This is a genomic window from Labrys neptuniae, from assembly GCF_040797145.1.
In the GTDB taxonomy this organism is placed as follows: Bacteria; Pseudomonadota; Alphaproteobacteria; order Rhizobiales; family Labraceae; genus Labrys; species Labrys neptuniae.
Genome location: NZ_JBFNQD010000007.1, coordinates 118,117 through 140,570, shown reverse-complemented (window position 1 = coordinate 140,570; position 22,454 = coordinate 118,117). Strand labels below are relative to the sequence as shown.

Genomic DNA, 22,454 nt, shown 5'->3' with positions numbered 1-22,454 from the left:
ATTAACTCCAGGTCACTAGCAAATATTTGAAAATACAGCGACGAATTTGAAAATGAATTGCGGCCGCAACGTGGCGGAAGCACGGCATGCCAGAGATACAATTACGGCAGCGCAATCTGAAGTAGTTCAAATGCATCCTGCAACCAACAGGGTGACTATACCTCCTTATGCGGGAAAATCCAGTCAGTCTCGCGCTTTCCGCTTGGCGCGGTTGTAACAAATATGTGTTATCGCAGCTGTCGGCGATGGTTTCGACAACCAAGGCCGGCGCCGATTAAGGCAATCAGAAACAATCCGGCAATAATGCTGGTGCCGGCCGTGGCAAATAGCGGTGGTGGCAAGGTGGTGGGAAGGCGCGAATCGAGCACGCCGCTGGTGCCGAGCGGCAGGCTGGCGACGATGCGCCCCACCGGGTCGATTACGGCCGAAATGCCGTTGTTGCCGGCGCGGACCACGGGCAGGCCTTCCTCGATCGCGCGCGCCCTTACCTCGGTGAAATGCTGGTAGGGCCCCGGGGTGATGCCGAACCAGGCGTCGTTGGTGACGTTGAGCAGCCAGCCCGGACGGTTGGCCGGATCGATCACCTCGCCCGGAAAGATCGCCTCGTAGCAGATCAGGATGCCGGCGGGCGGCGCGTTGGGAATGTCGAGCGTGCGCAGGCCGGGGCCGGTCGAAAAGCCGCCACGCTGCTTGGTCAATTGCTCGAAGCCGAGGGATTCGAGCACGGATTGATAGGGCAGATATTCGCCGAAGGGGACGAGGTGCACCTTGTCATAATTGCCGATAATGGTGCCGGTGGCGTCGATGACGTGCAGGGAATTGAAGAAGCGCCAGCTGCCGTCGTCGAGATTTTCCTCTGCCCGGCCGGCACCCGTCAGCAGCACGGCCTTGGGCGCCACCAGGTCGCCGAGCACCTTGAGGGCCTCGGGATCCTGCGCCACCAGGAAGGGAAAGGCCGATTCCGGCCAGATCAGATGGGTTGTTTTGGCAAGGCCGTCGCTGCCGTCGGCGGCCGGCTGGCGCGACAGCGCGAGATAGCGCGTCAGCACTTCGTTGCGCAGGGCCGGATTGAACTTGGCATCCTGCGGCAGGTCGGGCTGCATGATGCGCAGTTGCACCCCGTCGACGAAGCTGGTGGGATGTTGGCCGAGGCGCCATACGCCGAAGGCCGCCATCGCGACCAGGGCAGCGACGGACAGGGCCGGCCAGCGCCAGCCGCCTCGCCGCACCAAGGCGACAGGCGTGGAGAACAGGACGAGTGCGACGAGAGTGAGCCCATAGGCCCCGATCAGGGACAGGCTCTGCGCCAGATGAAGTTCCTCGGCGAGCGCATAGCCGAACAGGTTCCAGGGAAAGCCGGTCAGGATATGGCCGCGCAGCCATTCGACAGCGGCCATGGCGACGGCAAAGGCGAGGATGCGGGCAATTCCCCGTGACCATAGCAACCGCGCCAGCGCAAACCCGGCGGCGTGGAAGAAAGCAAGGCCGGCAGGCAGGAGTACCACTGCGAAGGGCAGCAACCAGGCGAATTGGTCGGCATCGACGAGGAAGGCATTGCCGATCCACCACAGCCCGGCCAGGAAATAGCCGAAGCCGTAGCACCAGCCGAGCCGAGCCGCCGAGCCGATGCTGCGCCAGAAACGGCGGGGCGGGTTCTCCGGCGCAGGGAAGGCGACGCCGTCCAGCAGCCAGATTGCCACCGGAAAGCTGACGGCCAGAACCGGAAAGGCATTGAACGGGGCCATGGCCAGCGCCGCGAGGGCACCTGCCAGGAAGGCGACGGCCATGCGTCGCCAACCCCTCAGCCCGGCCAGACGGGACGCAAGTGCAGCGATCACGTGGCGCCGTCGCCGCTGGTTTCGTTCGCCGGGGCCCTCTCGCCATCGGCGGCTGCGGCCGCTTCATCGGCAGGGGACACCGTCTTCTTCTCGCGCTTGCGCCCGTCGCGCGGCCGGGTGATGCCGCTGCCGGCCGTGTGGATGCGGACCCGCTTCACCCGGCGCGGATCGGCATCGAGGATCTCGAATTCGAGCTGGCCCGGTCCCTGCACGATCTCGCCGCGCACCGGTACGCGGCCGGCCAGTGTCACCAGCCAGCCTCCGAGCGTATCGACATCGGCCTCGATCTCGTCCTCATGCATCTCCAGGCCGATGGCGGCTGCGACGTCTTCGAGATCGGCGCGGGCATCGGCAGTGAAGATGCCTTCGCCGGAGGCGACGATCATGTCGCCGTCATCCTCGTCATGCTCATCCTCGATGTCGCCGAGCACGATTTCGACGATGTCCTCCATCGAGACCAGACCGTCCGTGCCGCCATATTCGTCGATCACCAAAGCAAGCTGGGTGCGGGTGGCCTGCATCTTGGCGAGCAGGTCGATCGGCGGCATCGAAGGGGGAACGAACAGCACGTTTCGGGTCAGGGACTTCACCGAACTGAGCGGCGTCGACAGGGTGATGTTGCCCAGGGCGAGGGCCGCTTCCTTGGGCGAGGGCTTGACGGCCTCGCCGTCCCTGGCGGTTTCGCTCTCGCGGACCTTGCGGCTGCGACGGGCGGCAATGGCGGCCCGCGACGCCAACCAGGCCACGAAATCGCGGATGTGCACCATGCCCCGCGGATCGTCCAGCGTTTCGTTGTAGACGGGCAGGCGCGAATGGCCCGCTGTCTGGAACACCTTGAGCAGGTCACCCAGGGAAATGTCGAGTGGCACGGCCACGATATCCGCCCGGGGTACCATGACGTCATCGACGCGCTTGCCGCGCAGGCCGAGGATGTTCTTGAGCATGGCCCGCTCCTCCGGAGAGAAGCTGGAATCCTCGCCGGCGCGCGTATTCTCGAGCGCGTCGGCCAGGTCCTCGCGGATGGAGGGGGCCGATTTCAGCCCGAGCGCGGACTTGATCCGCCCGAACAGGCCCTCATGCTGGGTGTCCTGGGTGGTGCCGGCTTGGCTGCTACTTCGATCGTTGCTGTCGGACATGGCTCTGGATGTTAGCTCGCTTCGCGCAACAAGGGCGCGTCGGCATAGGGATTGGCGATGCCGAGCTCGGCGAGAATGCGCACTTCCAGCGCTTCCATCACCTCGGCTTCGGCATCGTTCAAATGGTCATGGCCGAACAGATGCAGGAGGCCATGCACGGTGAGGTGGCTGAGATGGTCGGCAAAGCTCACGGAAGTTTCCTCGGCTTCCCGCGCGATCGTCTCATGGGCAAAGATGATATCGCCCAGCATCGGCGCCGTCGCGATGGCTTCTCCCACCGCCTGCGGGAAGGACAAAACATTGGTGGGCTTGTCCTTGCCACGCCATTCGGCGTTGATTTCGCGGATGGAGGCATCGTCGGTCAGGACGATCGAAAGTTCGGCTCCCGGTGCATGGGCAAGCGCCGCGACATCGATGGCCCTGGCCACGGCGCGCGTGATCAGGGCCTCGATGGCATCGAGGTCCTGCCAGAGCTCGCTCTCCTGAGCGATCTCGATGGTAATGGCATCGGTCATGACTTGGTGTCGCCCGAGGGCTTGCTGGAATCCTTGGCTTCATAGGCCCGCACGATCTTGGCAACCAGTTCATGGCGCACGACATCGGCGGCGTTGAATCGGCAGATGGCGATTTCCGGGATGTCTTTCAACAGGTCGATCGCCTCGATCAGGCCCGATTTCTGGCCGGGCGGCAGGTCGATCTGGGTCGGATCGCCGGTGATGATCATGCGCGAGCCTTCGCCCAGGCGCGTCAGGAACATCTTCATCTGCATCGAGGTGCAGTTCTGGGCCTCGTCCAGCAGCACGACCGAATTGGCGAGCGTGCGCCCACGCATGAACGCCAGCGGCGCCACCTCGATCATGCCCGAGGTCAGGCCGCGCTCGACGCGTTCCGGCGGCATCATGTCGTAGAGCGCGTCATAGAGCGGGCGCAGATAGGGGTCGACCTTCTCGCGCATGTCGCCGGGCAGGAAGCCGAGCCTCTCGCCCGCCTCGACGGCGGGGCGGGACAGGATCAGCCGGTCGGCCTCGCCCTTCTCGATCAGCGCCGCGGCGTGGGCGACCGCAAGATAGGTCTTGCCGGTACCCGCCGGGCCGGTGGCAAAGACGAGCTCGTGCTTCTGCAACGCCCTGATATAGGCGTCCTGCGCCGGGGTACGGGCGGCAATCGTCTTCTTGCGTGTACCGACGGAGGCTGCACCGCCGGTCGTCGCTACTTTCGGCTTGCCTTCCGGCGTGAACAGCACGCCTTGCGAGGCGGCCATGCGCAACGCGCCGTCGACATCGCCCAGCGCCACCTGCTGGCCGGAGCGCAGGCGCTGATACAGGCTCTCCAGCACGCGCTTGGCCTGTTCCACGCTGTCCTTGGCGCCGCGCAGGGCAACGTGGTTGCCGCGGGCCGTCGCCTCGATGCCGAGCTTGCGCTCGATGAAGGCGAGGTTCTGGTCGTGCTGGCCGAAGAGCAGCGTGGCCAGGCGATTATCCTCGAAGGCCGTGACGATTTCCGCGGGAGCTTCTGTCGTCGGCAGGGGTGGGGTTTGCGTTGTCATGCGTGTCCGTCGTTCCTCGTCCACTTTCAAGCAACGGCCTCCCGGAAATCGGCGCCGGCCAGCACGCCATGCAGCGACCAGGCACCCGTGGCCGTGATCTCGACGGGAGCCACCGTACCGATCAGGCTGTCGTCCGCCTCGATCTGCACGGCCTGGAGATAGGGAGTGCGGCCGGCGATCTGGCCCGGGCGCTTGCCCTTGCGATCGAACAGCACATCCATGGTGCGCCCGATGCTGGCCTGATTGAAGGCCTTCTGCTGGCTTTCGGTCAGGGTCTGCAGCCGTGCCAGGCGCGCGGCCTTCACCGCTTCGTCAACCTGATCCGCCATGCCGGCCCCCGGCGTGCCCGGACGCGGGGAATATTTGAACGAATAGGCCGACACATAAGTGACCTCTTCGATCAGCCGCAGGGTCGCCTCGAAATCGGCGTCGGTCTCGCCGGGGAAACCGACGATGAAGTCGGAAGAAAATGCCATGTCGGACCGGGCCTGCCGAATCTTCTCGATGAGCTTGAGATAATCGACTGCTGTATGCTTGCGATTCATGACATCCAGAATGCGATCGGAGCCCGACTGCACCGGAAGATGCAGGAAGGGCATCAGGGCCGGCAGATCGCGATGGGCCTCGATAAGGCTGTCATCCATGTCGCGGGGATGGGAGGTGGTGTAGCGCAGGCGCACCACCGGCTCGATGCGGGCGAGGCGATGCACGAGCTGGCCCAGCGTCCAGGCGCGACCGTCCGGGCCTTCGCCATGATAGGCGTTGACGTTCTGGCCGAGCAGGCTGATCTCGCGCACGCCGGCATCGGCCAGGCGCTCGACCTCGGCCACGATAGCGGCAACCGGCCGCGACGTCTCGGCGCCGCGCGTATAGGGCACCACGCAGAAGGTGCAGAACTTGTCGCAGCCTTCCTGCACGGTGACGAAGGCGGAGGGGCCGCGGGCCAGGGTTTTCTCCCGCCGCGGCGCCGGCAGGATGGCGAACTTGTCCTCGACCGGAAAGTCGGTATCAACCGGCTTGGCCGTGCCATCCGCTTTGGCGAGCAGCTCCGGCAGGCGATGATAGGCCTGCGGGCCCACCACGAGATCGACGGCGGGGGCACGCCTGAGGATCTCCTGGCCTTCGGCCTGGGCGACGCAGCCGGCGACGGCGATCTTCATGTCACCGCCCTGGCGGCGGCGCTCGTCGCGCGCCACGCGCAGGCGGCCAATCTCCGAATAGACCTTCTCGGCCGCCTTTTCCCGAATATGGCAGGTGTTGAGGATGACGAGGTCAGCCTCGTCGGGATTGGCCGTTTCCACATAGCCCGTCGGCGCCAGCGTGTCGGCCATGCGCTGGCTGTCATAGACGTTCATCTGACAGCCATAGGACTTGATGAAGACGGTTTTGGCGCGAGTATCCCCGGAGCCGGCATCACCGTGCGGGTTATGCGGGCGTTCGATCTCGGTCTCGTCAGGAATCATGGGTCTCGCTATTGCCACCTTTCAAGGTGCTAGGGATAGCGGTTTTCCGGTCCGATGAGAAGGGTTGAGTTGCCGCGCCCGGGTCCTTCCTGTTGCGAAAGGCTGCGCGAGGGGTGGGGTGAAGCGGCGGGCCTTGCCGACCTTGCCGGTTCCCGGCACTGTGCGCCATCCCATCAAGGCGATTCAAGCTCATGCCCTCTGTCGACCCCGCCGTATTTGCTTCCGATGCCGTGGCCGAGACCACGGCGGCGCTCAATGCCGACATCATCGCCAAGATGAGCGCTTTGCCGGATCTGTGGTCCTTCCCGCCCGAACTGATCCGCGAGACCCGGCGCCAGGGCAAGGGGATCTTTCCGCTGCAGGGCAAGAGTTCCCGGGCCGAAGTGCTGGAGATCGACGGCAAGCAGGGAAGGGTGCCGATCCGCATCATCGCACCGGAAGCACCGACCGGGGTTTACATGCACATCCATGGCGGCGGCTGGATGTTCAACCAGTCCGACTTCCAGGACGAAAGTCTGGAGAAGATTGTCGCGGCCACCGGCATGGCCTGCATTTCGGTGGAATATCGCCTGGCGCCGGAACATCCCTTTCCCGCCGGACCGGACGATTGCGAGGCCGCGGCGCTGTGGTTGGCGTCGGAAGGCAGCAAACGTTTCCGCACCAAGCGCTTCTTCATCGGCGGCGAGAGCGCCGGCGCCCATCTCTCCGCGCTGACGCTGCAGCGCCTGCGCGACCGGCACGGCCTCACGCCCTTCGCGGGGGCCAATCTCATCGCCGGCTGCTACGATCTCGGCATGACCCCGAGTGCGCGCAGCTTCGATCGCGGCAAGCTGATCCTGACGCCGCGCGACATCGCGCTGTTCGTGCGGGCCTGCGTGCCCGATGGCGTCGATCTGCGCTCGCCCGATGTTTCCCCGCTCTATGGCGATCTCAACGGCATGCCGCCGGCCCTGTTCTCCGTCGGAACCTATGACGCCCTGCTTGACGATAGCATGTTCATGGCGGGACGCTGGGAGGCGGCTGGCAATGCCACGACGCTCAGGCTGTGGCCGGGCGGCTGCCATGTCTTCCAGGGCTTCGACTTTCCGATGGCGCAGGAGGCCTTCGCCGAGGAGATCGCCTTCTTCAACGCGCATTGAGGGCACGGGCCATGCCTGACAAGGGCCAGATTTCGGTTTTCGACGATCCCGCTCCTGCAGATCTCCAGCGGCTCGACGATCTGCTCGACCAGGACAATATCGAGCGCACCGGTATCCGCGATGCACGGCTGCTGGCCATCCTGCTGCGCTCTGCAGAAGGCGAGCTTTATGCCGGCTTGCACGGGCATAGTTGGGGCGGTTGCTGCGAGATCAAGACGCTCTGGGTCGCCGAAGAGCGTCGTCGGCAAGGCCTTGGCGCGCGCCTCCTGGCGGCGGCCGAGGAAGAGGCGCTCCGTCGGGGCTGCTGCCAGATCGTACTGACGACCCACTCCTTCCAGGCGCCCGCCTTCTACGAGAAGTGCGGGTTCCGGCGGTTGGCATCGATCGAGGATTATCCGCGGGGATATGCCAACATCGTAATGGTGAAACCATTGAAGCGGTGATGCAGCCTGCGTGCCGGCACCTTGTCCGTCTTTCTCGCGCGGTAAAGGCATGGGGCAGGAACGGGCGAGATGCCGGCAGGTTCGCGGTTCATCTCCGCTTCTTGCGCCAGGGTGCGTCCTGCCCCCAGTCGCCGGCCATGATCGAGCCATAGGGGATGACCTCGTCGATCACCTCGGCGAGGCCGTATTTGTCGATCTGGGCCCGGACCGCGGCAGCATTCTTGTAGGCCTGCGGCAATTCGGACAGGTCCGCCTTGCCACAATAGAAGCGCACGTCGATACCCTCGGGCAGGCCCGGCTTTTCCTGGCGCAGAAAGGCCGAGCGGCTGAGATTGCGGCCGGCCCCGTGCGGGGCGAAGCCGAGGGCCTGCTTGCGGTCGCGATGCGCCGTGATCAGGATCGGTTCGGCCATGTTGAGCGGGATCAACGTGCGGCCGTCGTCATCCGGCGAGAAGCCGGCCCAGGAGGGCGTGGCTCCCTTGCCATGATAATAGAGCCCGTCATCGCGCCGGAATACGAAATTGTGCTCGTTCCAGAACCGGTCGGCCACGGCATTGCCCAGCGATCGGGCGGCAAGGTCGTGAATGGCGAAATGGCTTGCCTTGGTCCAGCTCCGCGCGAATTGCAGAGCCTGCCAATAGGCCTGCCCCTCTTCGCTCGAAGCCTGCAGCCAGGCATTGTGGGCCGGCACCCGCGGCGCCACGATCTGGGTGTGCCTGCGGGCGGCTGCCATGCCGCGCTTGTAGAGCTGGGCACCGAGCCCGCGCGAACCGTGATGGGTCACCAGCGCCGGCTGGCCGCTGGAGCTGAGGTGGCCGACATAGGCAAAGTGATTGCCATCGCCCTGCGAGCCGAAATGGCCTGTTACGATGTTGCCGAGCCCGTGCAGGAAGGGATTGGCCTGCAGCGTGGCATCGATGTCGGGCGCGAAATCCGGGACGATCATCGCCTTGCGTCCGCCGGGGCCGAAATGAGTCACGGCCTGGACCGCATCGAGGATGCGCCTGGGATCATCCTTGCGTGCAAACACGGTGATCGCCACCGAGCAGCAGATGTCGGCGGAATGAAAGCCGGGATGGATGGCGTCCTCGCAGGCGACCGCGCCGCCGACCGGGATCGTCCCGAGAGCGGTGCCGGAAGGGCAGGCGTCCGGCATCACGGCGCCGGCGACGATGGTCGGCACCCGCATGAGAGCGTCCATATGCGCGGTCACGGCCGCGAGGTTGGCCCGTTCGAGTTCGCCTTCGGCGTCGAGGAAGACGCCATAGGGCAGGCCATTGGTGCGCAGCAGGGTCTCGACCGGCTGCAAGGCCTGCAGGGCGATGAAGATGGCATCGTCATCCGCGCCGGCCTGGCGCAGGCGATTGGCCTCGGCCAGGGCCCGCCCGAACCACTTGCCGGGCTGAAAGCCCCAGGCAATCAGCGTCGTGCCATCGATGGTGCCAGTGGTTGCGGTCATGTCGGGAGATGCCCCGTCCACATTCCGTGTCATTGCTCTGGTTCCGGTGTGTTGTCTTGCAACGCCGCGCAACAAGAGTTTGGGGCGGCCCGGCGTTTAAGCCGATGCGCCGCTAAAAGCAAGCGGATTTCCCTTTGGGAAAGGTACCGGTACGCCGCAAAGAAAAAGGCAGGGAAATCCCTGCCTTTGAATGGATCGGATGGAAGGCTGCGATCAGGCGCGGGCGGCACGACGCTCCTTGTCGCGCTCACGCCGACGGTCGAGCACCGGCTGGTAGGCGATCGAGGCATGATGGGGGCAGTAGGGGCCAGAGGGGCCGACGCGGCTGCCGCAGAAACGGAAGTCCTCACGCCCGGGATCGCCTAGCGGCCAGCGGCACATATGCTCGCGCAGTTCCATGATGGTGACACGCTCGGACATCGGGATGACGACTTCCTCGACCGGACGCAAGGCGGGTTCGGGGCGTTCTTCAATGGCGACGAGCGGCATGATCTGCGGAGCGAGGGCGGTATTGCCCCGCACCACGGGCGCGGAGGTCTGGGTGCGGAGCGGATGCGAGGGAGCCCGCGTGGGCTTGATGCGACGCTGTGGTGCCGGCGCGGGCGCCTTGGCCCGGCCAGACAAACCGAGTCTATGCACCTTGCCGATCACGGCGTTGCGTGTGACGCCGCCAAGTTCTGTGGCAATGGCGCTAGCAGACAGACCTTCTGACCACAGCTTTTTCAGAAGTTCTACCCGCTCGTCTGTCCAGTGCATCAGCCTCTCCTGCCTTCCGCCTTGTTTTCGCCCGAATTCGCTACGCCGAATCCTTTCCCATCAGCCACGATGTCGACAGAACATCGTTGCGCATGCACGCCATGAGCTGACAGGAGTTACGAGACGCCGCACGAGATGTCGTGCTTAACGAAGCCTTAACTACAATAGGCAGTGACTCTCGCGCAAGAGTCCTGCTGGCGCGGGGTGCGTTTTCCCCAGCTTCGGCGACAAAGTGAGTCTTTTCGGTAACAGCGGAGGGCGTGCAAGTTTCCGTTTACGTCACGGAAGGCCTGCAAAGGGATCGACAGGAAACCAGCGGCGCACGAGATCGGCATAGATGCCCTGTTCCCAGATCTGGAAAAGGGCATAGTCGATGGCCTGCTTGAGATCCCCGTCCTCGCGGCGCATGGCCATGCCGATGCCGTCACCGAAGAAGTGGCCGTCGAGATAGGGCGCGCCCGCAAAGCTGCAGCAATTGCCGGCCTCCGAGCCGTTGAGCCAGAGCGACAGGCCGATGCCGTCGGCGAAGACCAGGTCGATTTCTCCGCGCTTGAGCGCCTCGCGCAGCGCAGCGTCATTGGCGAAGGATACCAGGTTGGCGGTCTTGAGATAGGCCTTGGCGTAGGCGGCATGCGCCGTGTCGGCGACGACGCCGATGCGGCGGCCGGCCAGTCCCTCCGGCGTCAGGGCCGGTGGCGGGTCCTGGCCCCGCATGGCGAAGCGGGCGGGGCGCATGTAATAGGGGCGGGAGAACTGCAGTCTTTCGCGGGCTTCCTTGCTCGGCACGAGCGAGGCAGCGATCACATCCGCCTGCCCCTCTTCCAGGGCTGCGACGATGGTGTCCCAGCGCCGGGCCTGGATGGTGCAGGGGACCTTCAGCTGCCGGCAGACCGCGCGGGCGAGGTCGACATTGAAGCCTTCCAGGGCGCCGCTGGATCCCTGGAAGTCGAAAGGCGGAAAATCGTCCTCCGTCAGGAAGCGGATCCGGCGCACGGATTTCAGATCCGGCCGCTCCGGGCGCCGGTGCGGATCCCACAGGCCGTAGGGGCCGGTGCTGGTCGGGGCTGCCGTGCCGTTGCCATGGGCGGGGATGGCGAGCATCAATCCGAGGAGGAGCGTCCAGAGGGCACCGAATTTCAACAGGCCATATTCCTATTGCAGCGGGGCCGGGCAGGGTTTCCCGGCGGGGTCCATGGATGTGTCCTGGAGTTGGCTGCTGCCCTGGCAGGGAGTGCCCGATCCTTTCCTGGATGCCGGTTGCAAGGCCAACCCTCGATGTCGCACTTTATCGAGCCTGCATGACAGTTTCCAGAAGAGCAACCACTTCGTCCGAAGAGGCGTGCAGGTCGAAGCTCGATTGTACGCGGCCATTCTTGTCGAGTACAAATACGGTGTCGGTGTGGTCGATATTGTAGTTCTTGCCTGTCCCAGGCAAGATATTTGCCTCTATACCGTAGATGTCGCGTATCGAGGCGAGTTGTGCGGGGTCGCCGGTCAGGCCGCGCAGGTGAGGGTCATAGGCGGCGAGGCTGGTCTTCAATTGCTCGGGCGTGTCCCGGTCGGGATCGACAGTGATGAAGAGGGCGTTGATCCGCGAGGCGTCCGGCCCGAGTTTCTTCAGCGCCTGCGCGAGCAGGAACAAGGTCGTCGGGCAAATGTCGGGGCAGTGGGTGAAGCCGAAATAGACCAGGCTCGGCTTGCCCTGCAATTCCTTGGAGTCAAACACGCGGCCTTCAGCGTCCGTCAACTTGAACGGCCTGTCGATCACGCCGATGGGCTTGTGCAGGAAAAGGAAGAGGGCCCATAGACCAAGGCCGGCAAACACAAGGAACGCTGCGCTGCCGATCAGGTATTTTCGACGCAGGCATACGGCCACTTAACGCGGCAGGGCGTTGGCCAATCCCTCGTAGCTGCGGCGCAATTCGACCAGGGCTTCATCGATCTCGCGGCGCTGACGCTCCAGATGTTCGATCTGCTCGCGGACGGTGCTGGCGCTGATATCGAGACTCGCCGTCTTGCCTTCACCGTGATGGGCGATCATCTCGCCGATTTCTACCAGGGTAAAACCCAGCCGCTTACCCTTAAGGATAAGTTGCAGATGCTCACGATCGCGTGCACTATAGAGCCGAGTCAGGTTGTCGCGCGTAGGATTGAGGAGACCCTTGTCCTCGTAGAAGCGCAAGGTTCGCAAAGTAACGCCAAATTCTCGCGCAAGGTCACCTATTGTATAGGTGGTCGTGCTATTCGTAGCGTTTTCTGTCTCTGCTACGAATACCGTCACCGGTTGGCCTTTTGTGTTTGTTGCCGACCTGGCTTCCAACTTTGACATGGTCTCTCTCTCGCGCCCGTTACAGGCTAGCAGCGCCGCTACTCATTCGTTGCAACAGGTACCATAATACGAAATCCGGGGGGCGTCAGCAATTAATATATTACCAAGCGAACGCCCAAATCTCCAGCAGGGAGATCATAGCCCTCGCTCTGCTTCCTTTCAAGGGTAACGTATTAAATTAGGGCGCGTTGAGCGTTTCGAACAACACGAGCATCAACAGAATTCTGACCTTGTTGCAAAGTCTAATGTCGGTTCTTGCAAGGTATCCCACTTTCCCGTCTGCTCTGCAGTTCGGGTCGGAAGGTTTTTAGTAAAAAAAGCGCTTTGGATGCTCTGCAATGTTGTTGCCATCGGGAAGAGCGCTAGGGCAGTGAGGGTTAACAGGATATTTACCCTGTTGCGCGAAACCTGCTGTTGCGGGCACTGCGTGCCGCCCTCTCCACGCGTTCCCGGCCCGGTTTTCCGGGGCGGAGGCTGGGAGAGGCGTGAGAATCAGGCCGTTCGTCGGCACGGGAAGCCAAATGAGCCAAGCAGCGTCATGGAGTGTCGAGGGCGTCGATTCCCAGACGCGCGAGGCTGCCGCCGTTCTGGCCCGCCGCTCGGGCATGACGCTTGCACAATGGCTCAAATCCACTGTTGCCGAGCAGAAATTGCATGAACCGTCGCTTTTTGAGACGCAGAGCGACCTGCCGGAATCGCCCTTGGCCGCGATTGCTCGGAAGCTGGCTGCGACCCGGGAGAGGTATGTCGGTAGTGGTTCCGATGACCCGAAACGAAAGATCCAGACGGTAGAAGTCAGTGCGGCAGTGCTCGCGCGCCATATCCGTGCGAGTGAAGCCAGAATGGCGGGGCTGATCGAGCAACTTATCCACAGGCAGGAGCAGAGCGAGGTGCAGATGGCTGCCCTGGTCGATGCCCTGGTCGATGGTTTTGCGTCCCGGCCCGCCCCTGCGGCGTCGGGCGGCGAAGTCGATGCCCTCGACGATCTGGCGCGGGATCTGGAGCAGCGCATCGCCGGCATGGCCGACAAGATCGGTTCGTCCGCATCCGTACCTTCGGTCCAGCCTGCGCCTCGCGATGATCTGAGCGAGCAGATTGCGGCGCTGACGCGGGAGGTCGCCGAACTCAGGCGCAGCCATCCCCCGGCCGCATCCGGCCAGGAGGATCTCGCCGGCCTGCGTGCGGAGATGGCGGATCTCAGCCGGCACGTGGCCGGCATCCGTTCCCCCGAACAATTTGCGCGCCTCGACAAGAAACTCGATCTGTTGGCACGCCAGGCCCAGGATCCGGCCGTGCTGGCCACACTCCAGCGGGAGACGGCCGATATTCGCGCCCGCATCGGCGATCTCGTCCGCCAGCCCGAGAGCACACACGAGCTTCATGAGAAGATCGATGCCCTGCGCCAGGCCGTCGACGAGGCGCAGTCCTCGACCAATGCCTCGCTTACGGGGTTGATGGCCCGGCTCGAAGGCCTGGATGGGCGTGTCGTCGACGAGGCGGCTCTTTCCGCCTTGGAGCGGCAGATCGCGGCCATGGCCGGCAGCATCGAGGGGCTCGCCAGCGGCGGGCCTGGCGCTGCGCAGCTGCGGGCGGCTTTCGGCGAGACATTGGCCGGATCGGCGCTGGCCGCCTTGCCGGAGGAATTGCAGCGGATCTTTCGTGAACTGCGCCAATACCAGCAGGACGACGTCCGTGACACCAGAAAGGCTCTCGACGCCTTGCAATCGCTGCTGCACCAGCTCGGCAACCGCCTTGCCGCCGTCGAGGAGGTGGTCAGGAGCCGTGGCGGAGCGGTCGTTGCCGGACCGCCGGATCTGGCGGGGGTTCCGCCCTTGTTCGGCCGCGAGCGACCCGACGACATCGCCTGGTCGGATGACCTGCCGCGATCCCTTGCGGGTGACGGCCCCCGCAGTTCTGTCACCGACACACCGCACAATACGGGCCGTCCCAGCCAGGTTTCCGCACTCGGGGCGGGCGGCTCGCCGCCACCGAGCGGAACGCGCAGCGCCTTCATCGCCGCGGCGCGGCGGGCGGCGCGTGCCGCAAACGAGGCCGAGGGGGCTATCACGCGCGAGGAGAACGATCCCGTGACCGGAGGTGAACCTTTCTACAAACGGCACAAGCGCCCGATCCTGCTGGGACTGGCGGCCGTGACCATGATGCTGGGCGCGCTGCAGGGCGGCAAGGCCGGCGCCGCACCCAGCAGCCGGCCCATGACGCGCCTGAGCACGTCGGCAACGCCCCAGATGCGGCCGGAGATCGCCATACCCAAGCCCGAGCAGGCCGGCCAGGCCCTGGTTTGGTTCGAGGAGGCACGCCGGCTCGATCGGCCCGATGCCTCCACCCAGGATCTTGCCAAGGCGGCCGGGCTGTATCGCCAGGCGGCCCAGATGGGCTATACCCCGGCCTTGTTCCTGCTGGGGCTGGCCTATGACAAGGGCAGGGGAGTCGGCCAGGATGCCGTGCTGGCGGGGCTGTGGTATCAGCGCGCGGCCGAGCATGGTTCCGTGAACGCGATGTACAATCTGGCCGTGCTTTATGCCAATGGCGCCGTCATGGGCGCTCCCGACTACGAACAGGCGGCTCGCTGGTTCCATCAGGCCGCCGAGAAGGGCCATGTCGCCAGCCAGTATAACTACGCCCTGCTGGCGGCTCGGGGGCTCGGCACGCCGCGTGATCTCGCCGTTTCCTACCGCTTCCTCGCACTGGCCGCCGCGGCGGGCGATGCCGACGCCCTGATGAAGCTGGCGGAGATCGAGCCGCGCCTGACGCCGTCGCAACGCGCGGCGCTCGATGGCGGCAAGGCTGGGCACCATCCCTGCTGAGGGGAGCGTTGTTCCAGCAAGATGAGGAGTAACCAGCCTGCTCCCACGAGGGGAGAAGGAAGTGGCACTCCCTCACCCGCCCAGGCAGCGTGCGCGCGGGAAGGCAAAGACGCGTTCATCGCCCATCAGATGGGCGGTGAAGCCGTCGGGAAAAAGTGGCGCGAAGGCAGCGTCGCGCACGTTCAGCCCGCCGGCATAGGCGCCGAAGGCCGGCAGGATGGCGCGCCGGCCGTCGCCGGCAAAGCATCGCCGCCTGAGCGACCTGCCGCGCGTCGCCACCCGGGCGACCGGATGCAGGTGGCCGGCGATCTCGCCCGGCTCGGCCCTTGCCGATGGCTCATGACGGAACAGCATCGGCCCGATGGCGAGTTCCGGCGTTGCGGTGCCGCCAAGGCCCGTGGGCGGATCCGGATCATGGTTGCCGGCGATCCAGAATATCTCGCGCCCGTGAATGCAGCGTTGCAGCGCCTCGCGATCGCTGGTGGCGAGACGGGTATCGGCGCGGCGGTCGTGGAAACTGTCGCCGAGGAAGACCAGTCGCTTCGCGCCGAAGCGGGACAGGAGCCGCGCCAGGCGCTTCAAGGTCTCGGCGGTATCATAGGGCGGCAGAAGCACACGGCGTTGGGCGAAGGAGGAGCCCTTTTCCAGATGCAGGTCCGAAACGACGACCAGGCTTTCCTCGAGCCAGACCAGCGCGCCGTCGGCGGTGGCGAGGAATTCGACGCCCGCGACCGCCAGCACGGCTTCATCCCGCCGGATCATCTCAGGCGCTTTCTCTGTCGTCGGGTCGATCCTGCCGTCCAACCATGGCCTCCGCGATCAAATCATCCGCTGCCTCGGCGAGGACGCTGTCCGTCGCCTCGCCATAGACCGGCTCGCGGCCGATCTCCAGCATGATCGGCACCGCCAAGGGCGAGATGCGATCCAGCCTCTTATGGATGATTCGGCCCCTGATGCGCGAGAGCATGCCGGACAGGCGCTGGAGGTCGAGCAGGCCGGTACGCGCATCCTCCCAGGCGGCGCGCATCAGGATGTGATGGGGTTCGTGCTGGCGCAGCACGTCATAGACGAGGTCCGTCGAGACCGAGATCTGGCGCCCGGTCTTCTCCTTGCCGGGAGCCCGGCGCTCGATCAGGCCCGAGATGATGGCGCAGGTGCGGAACATGCGCTTCATCAGGGCGGACTCCGCCAGCCATTCCTCGAGATCGTCGCCGAGCATGTCCTGGTCGAAGAGCTGGTCCATCGCGGCCCGGTGCATGTCGGAGACGCCCCAGACCGCGAGCGCATAGTCGTTGGCGACGAAACCCATCGGCTTCAGCTTGGCTCGTTCCAGCCGGCGCGTCAGCAGCATGCCCAGCGTCTGATGGGCGAGGCGGCCCTCGAAGGGATAGCAGACCAGGTAATGGCGATTGCCGCGCGGAAAGGTCTCGACCAGGAGGTCGCCGGCCGGCGGCATCCGGGAGATGTCGCGCTGCAGGCGCAGCCAGTCCGCCACCTGGTCCGGCAATCCGCCCCAGCTGTCGGGATCGGCCAGCATCGAGCGCACCCGGCTGGCGAGATGCGTGGAAAGCGGGAACTTGCCGCCGGCGAAGGAGGGGATCTTCGGATCGCGCCCGGGCGGGGCGCGGGTGACCAGCACGTCCTCTTCCTGGATGCCTTCGAAGCGCAGGATCTCCCCGGCGAACAGGAAGGTATCGCCCACCGAAAGTCCTTCGGCGAAATATTCCTCGACCTCGCCCAGCACCCGGCCGAAGCCGCGCCGGGCCGTGGTCTCGCCCGGTTTGCGTTTGGGCGGGCCGGAGGCCTTGGGGTCCATGAACCAGGGCAGATAGGGCGTCGGCTTGTCGGCGGCCATGCGGCTCGGCTCGCGCGGGCCGCGATTGGAAAGGCGGACCTTGAGCAGGGCTTCCTCGACGATGGTGCCGACATTGAGCCGATAGGCCTGCGCCACCATCGGATTGGCGACGCGCCACAGGCCGTCCTTGCCCTGCCGGATCTTGGCGAAGCGGTCATAGGTCTTCAGGGCGTAGCCGCCGGTGGCCACGAAGGCGAGGACGTCGTCGAACGTCGCACGATCGAGCCCGGCATAGGCCTCGGCGGAGGCTATTTCCCGGTAGAGCGCATCGGCGTCGAAGGGGGCCCCGCAGGCGACGCCGAGCACATGCTGGGCCAGCACGTCGAGGGCGCCGGTGCGGGCGATCGGCGTGTCCTGCTCGCCGGCCTTGGCCGCATCGACGGCCGCCTTGCATTCCAGCACCTCGAAACGGTTGGTCGGCACCAGGATCGCCTGCGAGGGCTCGTCCAGCCGGTGATTGGCACGGCCGATGCGCTGCAGCAGGCGGGAAGCCCCCTTGGGCGCACCGACATTGATGACGAGATCGACGTCGCCCCAGTCGATGCCGAGGTCGAGGGTGGAGGTACAGACCACCGCCTTGAGCCGGCCGGCCGCCATGGCCTCCTCGACCCGGCGGCGCTGGCCGACTTCCAGCGAGCCGTGATGGAGCGCGATGGCCAGATTCTCCTCGTTCACCCGCCAGAGTTCCTGGAACACGAACTCGGCCTGCATGCGGGTGTTGACGAAGACGAGCGTGGTCTTGTGAGCCTTGATCAGGGCGTAGAGCTCGGCCATGGCGTGGCGCGCCGTATGCCCGGCCCAGGGTAGCCGCTCGGCGGTTTCGAGGATGTCGAGCACCGGCGCCGCGCCGCCCTCGGCGATCACCAGGTCGGCCATGGCAGGGTGACCCGGGGATTGGGGCACGATCCAGCGCCGCAGTTCGTCCGGATCGCGCACCGTGGCCGAGAGGCCGACGACTTCGAGATCCGGCACGAAATGCCGCAGACGCGCCAGGCCGAGGGCAAGCAGGTCGCCGCGCTTGGAGGTGACGATGGAATGGAGTTCGTCCAGCACCACCCGCTTGAGACCGCCGAACAGGTCGGTGGCCTCCCGGCTCGCCAGCAGCAGAGCGAGCTGCTCGGGCGTGGTGAGCAATATGTCGGGCGGGTCGCGCTTCTGGCGCTGGCGCTTGGCCTGGGGCGTGTCTCCCGTGCGGGTTTCGATGCGGATGGGCAGGCCCATCTCGCCGGCCGGGCGTTCCAGGTTGCGGGCGACGTCGACGGCCAGCGCCTTCAGCGGCGAGATATAGAGGGTGTGGAGACTGGCGGGCGCATTCGCCCGGCGGTGCTCCAGGTCGATCAGGCTCGGCAGGAAGCCCGCCAGGGTCTTGCCGGCACCGGTAGGAGCGATCAGCAGGGCCGAACGCCCATTGCGCGCCTTCTCGACGAGCTGGAGCTGATGCGGCCGCGGTGTCCAGCCGCGCGCAGCGAACCAGTTTGCGAAGACCGCCGGAAGTGTTGGGAGCGGGGCTGTGGAGATTGGATCTCCGTTCTCCCGCCTCCCGCTTTGCTCATTCATGCCGCTATCGCCAATGCCTGCGGAGATATTGGCGTGCCGCGGTCAGATGTCCACTGCCGAGCTGAAGTGTCCAAAGCAAAGCGCGTTTTCGCGAAAACGCCTTCTTGCTTTAGCTCCTTGTTTTTGACGCGTCTTTGCGATCGTCGGCAATAGCGCCAAATCGCAAAACGCTCTAGCGGCAATCATAGATCGCCATGATGGTATAGGCCGAGACATAATTGCCCCAGCGCCCCGTGAGACTGTGGCGCATCGGCGGCAGGCCTCCGGCGCAGCCTTCACGGCGGGCGCGTGCATCGAAATCCCGCAGGATGGCCGGAGTGATCGGCTGCGACCGGCGCCAGTAGTAGAAATTGGAGACCATGAGGCCGCCGGCAAAAGGGCCCCCGTCAATGCGCGAGATACGCTTGACCACTTCGCCCCGTGCGGTGTCCTGCGAGGTGCGGGTGATCAGGTTCAGGTCGCTGCGGCCGGCGCAACTGGCAAGACTGAGGCCCGCGGCAGCCACGATGAGAAGTTTCGAGTCCATGGTCTTTCCTCCGGGAAAGGCTGTGTCTTGGTTGAAAGCTGTTCGCGGGGCGTCCTGCGCCGCCGGGGCGTTCAGTCGCAGTCGTAATGGCCGATGATGCGATAGGCCGAGGTGTAGGTACCCCAGCGGGCGCTGACGCTGCTGCGTGTCGGGGCATTGCCGTCGAGGCAGCCGGCGCGGCGGGCCCGGATGTCCATGTCGCGCAGGATTGGCGCCGTTACCGGTTGCGGCCGATTCCAGTAGTAGAAATTCGACACCATCAGATTGCCGGCGAGGATGCCGTTGGTGATGCGGGTGGTGTTCTTGATGACCCGGCCGCGCGGCGTCTGGTCAGCCGTCCGCGTCAGGGTCTGCAATCCGTCGCTGGTGGCGCAGCTCGCGCAGGCGAGACCGGCCAGGACGACCGCGGAAATTCTCGAAAACATGATGCCCCCTTCAAGCGCATGACTCTCCTCTGGCTGGCAAGCAGCCAAGTCCCCCAGGCCATCCTTACGTTTGGGAAGTCATTTTGCCAAGGCGCACGGCGTACCGGGAGCTGCGCCCGGTCTTTCTCTCCGGGGGCGGCTATCGCTCGAGTACGACGACCTGGCCCGGTACCGGCATGCCCCGATCGGTGCGAGCCCAGGCATCGTCGAGATGGCGCAGGTGCAGGCCGGCCCCGGTCACCCAGTTCTCGATGCCGCCCCGTGAATGAGCGTAACGCAGATCGTGGTTCAGGATGAAGGCGGCCGGCTCGCTGTGGCTTTGGATCGTAAAGACGAACAGGCCGCCCGACACCAAGATACGGGCGGCCTGATGAAAGATGTTATCGAGATCGCCGAGATAGATGAAGACGTCGGCTGCCAGGATCAGGTCGGCGCTATCCGCGGCCTGCCGGAGAAGAAAATCGGCGATCTCGGCCTGCTCCAGCTGCCGATAGACCTGCTTGGCCCGCGCCTTGGCGAGCATGGCGGCGGAAAGATCGACCCCAACGATGTCCTGGCAGAGCGGGCGGAAGGCTTCGCCGACAAGGCCGGTGCCGCAGCCCAGATCGAGGGCGCGTTGGAACGGTCCGTTTCGGCCGATCCCCTCCAGGGCCATGCGCAGCAGGGCAGGCCCGCGATAGGAGAGATCGTCGACCAGGGAACGCTCGAAGCGCGGCGCGTATTCGTCGAACAAGGCGGCGATATGGGCCGGCGTCATGGCGCCGTCGGGCGGCATCTCGCCGAGCCGCGCCAGGCGTGCGCCGGCGCCGGCTTCGTCGGCCGGGTCGAGACGAAGGGCCTGGCGATAAGTATCGATGGCTTCGCGCCGGCGGCCGAGCGTCTCGTTGAGATCGCCGAGGGCCAGCCAGCCGGCAGCCCAATCCGGCGCTTCGTCGAGGGCCTGCACCACCAGCTCTGCAGCCGAAGCAGGATCGCCCCCCGCCTTGTAGGCCATGGCATAGGCGAAGCGGCGGTCGGCAACGGCGTTGCCGGAGGAACGGGCTTTGAGCATGGCACGCCTATAGGCCAGGACCTGCGGCAAGAGAATAGCAAGAGAACAGGCGGCACTCGCAGGGGCGGTTCAATCCGCGGCCTCGATCGCATTGCTGTTGCCACCCGGATCCATTGGCGCTCGATCGCAGGCTGCATTGTGCGTGCTCTGCCAGGCCCCGAATGGGTCTTCTTCCGCCTGGGGCGACCTGAGATGATGGCAGCAATCGGCGAAGCGTTCCGCTCGGATTTTCGCGCCGACGCGGAACAGGCCGATGTCCCGGAGACCACGGTCGTTCAGTGCCTCCAGCGTGCGGGCGTGGCAGATTCGTTCGCGATGGCGAGAGACCGCAGCAGCGCCGAGGCGGGCGAATGCGCGGATCCTGGACGCAAGCCATCTCAGGGCTGCCGGTTGAGCGCCCATGCGAGACCTCCGGTGAGGTTGAGGATGCCTAGAGCAAAGCGCGTTCAGGCGTGAACGCTCATTTGCTCGAACTCCTTGTTTCCAAGCCAACCCGAAGGATTGGCTAAGGCGTCTTTGCGGTTCTTGGTGATTCCGCCAGATCGCAAAACGCTCTAGGCCCTGTGGCCGGCGACCAATTCGCTGCGGTCGAAATTCATATGGGCGAAGCGTCGTCGATACTCCGCCGGGGTCATGCCGGTGTGGCGCTTGAACAGGCTCCTGAAGAACACGATGTCGGCATAACCCGTCTTGGCGCAGACCGCCTGAATGGACGTCGCCCCGGCTTCCAGCAGTTCCTTTGCCGCCGACATGCGCAGCATCTGGACATAGGCACCGGGCAGGGAACCGGTCGCAGCCTTGAAGCGGCGGATGAAATTGCGCGGACTCATGCCGCTGCGCCCCGCCAGCGCATCGAGCGACACGTCCTTGTCGAAATGCATGCGCAGATACTCCTCGGCCTCGCGAACCCGGCCGTCCGCATGCGGACGCGAGAGGGGAAGCACGGCGTAGCCGGATTGGCGGCCGCGCGGCATGCTGACGAGAAGGGACCTGGCGCATTGCAGGGCGACCTCATGGCCGCAGAACTTCTCCACCAGATAGAGACTGAGGTCGATCGAGGCATAGACGCCACCGCTGCACAGGATATGACCGTCCTCGGTGACGAATTGCTCGGTCTGCCAATGAACCTGCGGGTAGCGCCGGCGCAGGATGTCGGCAACGCCCCAATGCGTCGTTGCGATCCGCCCGTCGAGCAGCCCGGCCTCGGCCAGGAAGATCACGCCCGTACAGATGCCAGCGATGTAGGCACCCCGCTTATGCCACTTGCGCAGCCAGGAGAGGAAGGCCTCATCGCCGATGAAGCGATCCTGGATGTCCCAGCCGGAGGCCGGCACGATGACGATGTCCGCGTGCTCGACGTCGTCGATCGACAATGTCGGCACCAGGCCCAGTGCGCACAGGCTGGTCACGCCCTGGCCGTCGATGGAGACGGTCCGAACCCGGAATGGCGGCCTCGGGGTCTCACCATGAAGCCAATTCCACAGAGAACCGGCCGAGTGAAAAACCTCGAGCGGGCCAATGGCGGTCGAGGCATAGCCGCCATCCAGCAGCACGATCGTGACCTCGATCGGCTTGGTTCCCAGTTTGGCCGATGCCGAGTCGCTCGAGGCTTCAGCCTGCGCCAGCATCGGAGCTCTCCGTGAAGCCTGCGCCGGGCAGCTCCCACAATCCGACCAGTGCACCGACCGGATCGAGGATGAGGGCGATCCGTGCCAAACCCGGTGCGTTGGCCGAGTGGACGACCACCTCGCCGCCGAGAGAGATGGCGCGTGCGAGGGCCTCCTCGAGATCGCCCACCTCGAAATAGGGCGTCCAATGCGAAGGTACGCCCTGTGCGCGATGAGCATGGCTGAGCTGGTAGGCAGAGCCGAAATCCATGCCGGACACATTGAATCGGGTAAATTGACCGCCGTTCATCGCTTCATCACTCGATCTCCAACCGAACATGCCGGCATAGAACACCTTGGCGCTCGCAATATTCGTTGCCGCGAGATCGACCCAGCGCAGGAGGCCACGGCACGGACGACCGGGGTCTGGAAATTGCGGATTTCGCATCGGCCTCATCCAACCAGGAACGGACGCCGCCTGGAGGAGGCGGCGTCCCGG

Annotated in this window: 20 protein-coding genes; 3 read left to right on the top strand and 17 right to left on the bottom strand. The window is 65.1% G+C overall.

All coding sequences use genetic code 11. The annotated features are described in order from the left end of the window. Nucleotides 1-227: 227 nt before the first annotated feature. The 5 genes from lnt to miaB are packed head-to-tail and all read right to left on the bottom strand — an operon-like array spanning nucleotide 228 to nucleotide 5,983. Nucleotides 228-1,787: an apolipoprotein N-acyltransferase gene (gene lnt, locus ABXS05_RS20425; RefSeq protein ID WP_367625213.1), complete on the bottom strand. Its 1,560-nt coding sequence runs from the start codon at nucleotides 1,785-1,787 to the stop codon at nucleotides 228-230. A gap of 47 nt (nucleotides 1,788-1,834) precedes the next feature. Then, nucleotides 1,835-2,974, bottom strand: a complete 1,140-nt coding sequence (locus tag ABXS05_RS20420) for a transporter associated domain-containing protein (RefSeq protein ID WP_311942908.1) — start codon at nucleotides 2,972-2,974, stop codon at nucleotides 1,835-1,837. An 11-nt stretch (nucleotides 2,975-2,985) separates the two neighbouring features. Then, on the bottom strand, nucleotides 2,986-3,489 hold the full coding sequence (ybeY, locus tag ABXS05_RS20415) for an rRNA maturation RNase YbeY (RefSeq protein ID WP_367625212.1): 504 nt from the start codon (nucleotides 3,487-3,489) through the stop codon (nucleotides 2,986-2,988). Continuing rightward, nucleotides 3,486-4,520, bottom strand: coding sequence for a PhoH family protein (locus ABXS05_RS20410; protein ID WP_311942903.1), 1,035 nt, complete (start codon nucleotides 4,518-4,520; stop codon nucleotides 3,486-3,488). The genes ybeY and ABXS05_RS20410 overlap by 4 nt, the downstream gene beginning before the upstream one ends. Nucleotides 4,521-4,546: 26 nt before the next feature. Next, nucleotides 4,547-5,983: a tRNA (N6-isopentenyl adenosine(37)-C2)-methylthiotransferase MiaB gene (gene miaB, locus ABXS05_RS20405; RefSeq protein WP_367625211.1), complete on the bottom strand. Its 1,437-nt coding sequence runs from the start codon at nucleotides 5,981-5,983 to the stop codon at nucleotides 4,547-4,549. A 191-nt stretch (nucleotides 5,984-6,174) separates the two neighbouring features. Between miaB and ABXS05_RS20400 the strand changes: the two genes are divergently transcribed. Together ABXS05_RS20400 and ABXS05_RS20395 are read left to right on the top strand one after the other, a co-directional pair. After that, nucleotides 6,175-7,122 carry an alpha/beta hydrolase gene (locus ABXS05_RS20400; RefSeq protein WP_367625210.1) on the top strand — a complete coding sequence of 316 codons (948 nt, stop codon included), beginning with the start codon at nucleotides 6,175-6,177 and terminating at the stop codon, nucleotides 7,120-7,122. An 11-nt stretch (nucleotides 7,123-7,133) separates the two neighbouring features. Continuing rightward, entirely contained in the window at nucleotides 7,134-7,565 is a 432-nt protein-coding gene (locus ABXS05_RS20395) for a GNAT family N-acetyltransferase (RefSeq protein WP_367625209.1), read from the top strand. Between the two features lie 88 nt (nucleotides 7,566-7,653). Here ABXS05_RS20395 and ABXS05_RS20390 read toward each other — a convergent pair whose 3' ends face one another. The 5 genes from ABXS05_RS20390 to ABXS05_RS20370 form a co-directional block, all read right to left on the bottom strand. Further along, entirely contained in the window at nucleotides 7,654-9,024 is a 1,371-nt protein-coding gene (locus ABXS05_RS20390) for an RtcB family protein (protein WP_367625208.1), read from the bottom strand. Between the two features lie 213 nt (nucleotides 9,025-9,237). After that, a complete protein-coding gene (locus ABXS05_RS20385; RefSeq protein ID WP_311942886.1) occupies nucleotides 9,238-9,780 on the bottom strand; it encodes a GcrA family cell cycle regulator in 543 nt (180 codons plus the stop codon). 279 nt (nucleotides 9,781-10,059) lie between these two features. Next, on the bottom strand, nucleotides 10,060-10,920 hold the full coding sequence (locus ABXS05_RS20380; protein ID WP_367625207.1) for a transporter substrate-binding domain-containing protein: 861 nt from the start codon (nucleotides 10,918-10,920) through the stop codon (nucleotides 10,060-10,062). A gap of 145 nt (nucleotides 10,921-11,065) precedes the next feature. Further along, entirely contained in the window at nucleotides 11,066-11,656 is a 591-nt protein-coding gene (locus ABXS05_RS20375) for an SCO family protein (RefSeq protein ID WP_367625206.1), read from the bottom strand. Further along, nucleotides 11,657-12,109 carry a MerR family transcriptional regulator gene (locus ABXS05_RS20370; protein WP_082979729.1) on the bottom strand — a complete coding sequence of 151 codons (453 nt, stop codon included), beginning with the start codon at nucleotides 12,107-12,109 and terminating at the stop codon, nucleotides 11,657-11,659. A 521-nt stretch (nucleotides 12,110-12,630) separates the two neighbouring features. Here ABXS05_RS20370 and ABXS05_RS20365 point away from each other — a divergent pair. Continuing rightward, on the top strand, nucleotides 12,631-14,934 hold the full coding sequence (locus ABXS05_RS20365; RefSeq protein ID WP_367625205.1) for a tetratricopeptide repeat protein: 2,304 nt from the start codon (nucleotides 12,631-12,633) through the stop codon (nucleotides 14,932-14,934). 72 nt (nucleotides 14,935-15,006) lie between these two features. Here the strand turns inward: ABXS05_RS20365 and pdeM are convergent, their stop codons facing one another. From pdeM to ABXS05_RS20325, 7 genes are all read right to left on the bottom strand, one after another. Next, nucleotides 15,007-15,696 (bottom strand): ligase-associated DNA damage response endonuclease PdeM, encoded by a 690-nt coding sequence (pdeM, locus tag ABXS05_RS20360; RefSeq protein WP_367625204.1) that lies wholly within the window; start codon nucleotides 15,694-15,696, stop codon nucleotides 15,007-15,009. A 1-nt stretch (nucleotide 15,697) separates the two neighbouring features. Then, complete coding sequence (locus ABXS05_RS20355; RefSeq protein WP_367625203.1) at nucleotides 15,698-18,346, bottom strand: ligase-associated DNA damage response DEXH box helicase; 2,649 nt, start codon at nucleotides 18,344-18,346, stop codon at nucleotides 15,698-15,700. A 172-nt stretch (nucleotides 18,347-18,518) separates the two neighbouring features. Next, nucleotides 18,519-18,872, bottom strand: coding sequence for a hypothetical protein (locus tag ABXS05_RS20350; protein ID WP_311942866.1), 354 nt, complete (start codon nucleotides 18,870-18,872; stop codon nucleotides 18,519-18,521). Nucleotides 18,873-18,943: 71 nt separating this feature from the next. Beyond that, nucleotides 18,944-19,297, bottom strand: a complete 354-nt coding sequence (locus ABXS05_RS20345; protein ID WP_311942864.1) for a hypothetical protein — start codon at nucleotides 19,295-19,297, stop codon at nucleotides 18,944-18,946. Nucleotides 19,298-19,436: 139 nt separating this feature from the next. After that, nucleotides 19,437-20,348 carry a class I SAM-dependent DNA methyltransferase gene (locus ABXS05_RS20340; RefSeq protein WP_367625202.1) on the bottom strand — a complete coding sequence of 304 codons (912 nt, stop codon included), beginning with the start codon at nucleotides 20,346-20,348 and terminating at the stop codon, nucleotides 19,437-19,439. A gap of 554 nt (nucleotides 20,349-20,902) precedes the next feature. Continuing rightward, entirely contained in the window at nucleotides 20,903-21,976 is a 1,074-nt protein-coding gene (locus tag ABXS05_RS20330; protein WP_367625200.1) for a GlxA family transcriptional regulator, read from the bottom strand. Continuing rightward, nucleotides 21,960-22,403, bottom strand: a complete 444-nt coding sequence (locus ABXS05_RS20325) for a VOC family protein (RefSeq protein ID WP_367625199.1) — start codon at nucleotides 22,401-22,403, stop codon at nucleotides 21,960-21,962. Before ABXS05_RS20325 ends, ABXS05_RS20330 begins: the two co-directional genes overlap by 17 nt. Nucleotides 22,404-22,454: the final 51 nt, after the last annotated feature.